This is a genomic window from Rhizobium sp. 18055 (assembly GCF_902706285.1).
In the GTDB taxonomy this organism is placed as follows: Bacteria; Pseudomonadota; Alphaproteobacteria; order Rhizobiales; family Rhizobiaceae; genus Rhizobium.
Genome location: NZ_CACSKD010000355.1, coordinates 1 through 422, shown reverse-complemented (window position 1 = coordinate 422; position 422 = coordinate 1). Strand labels below are relative to the sequence as shown.

1 protein-coding gene is annotated in these 422 nt (G+C 62.3%); it reads right to left on the bottom strand.

From position 1 onward, the window contains the following. Positions 1–405: hypothetical protein (locus GVL52_RS29485; protein WP_160012767.1), on the bottom strand; the 405-nt coding region annotated here is incomplete at its 3' end. Positions 406–422 lie beyond the last annotated feature (17 nt).

The following is a 422-nucleotide window of genomic DNA, read 5'->3' as shown; positions in this document are numbered from 1 at the left end:
ATCCACGTACTCGCGGGCGCCTTCGACAGTGAGCATGATCTGCTCCAGGTCGGCGGCCAGCCGGGTCCAGGAAGCCGCATCCGCAGGCAACCGGTCATTTCCTGATTCGACATACCGCGCCCACCGCAGGATGGACGTGGGGCCTTCGACGGCGGTGATCCGCGAATCGGATTCGAGCTGTTGGCTGAGTTGGTCGATGGCACGCAGGAACTCCGGGTCCAGCGCTTTGCCCGACGGCGTCTTGATCCACACGTCGACCACATCCAGTCCGTTGAATTCCTGAAAGCGCCGCGAGTCCTCGGCGATGCGTTCGGCCGGATTGACGTAGGTCAAAGCGTCCGTTTCCAGGGCCAGGGGTGCCAATTTTCCTGGAATACCGAACAAGGCAGCCGCACCGGCTGCCATCAAAGCAAGTGCTGCGA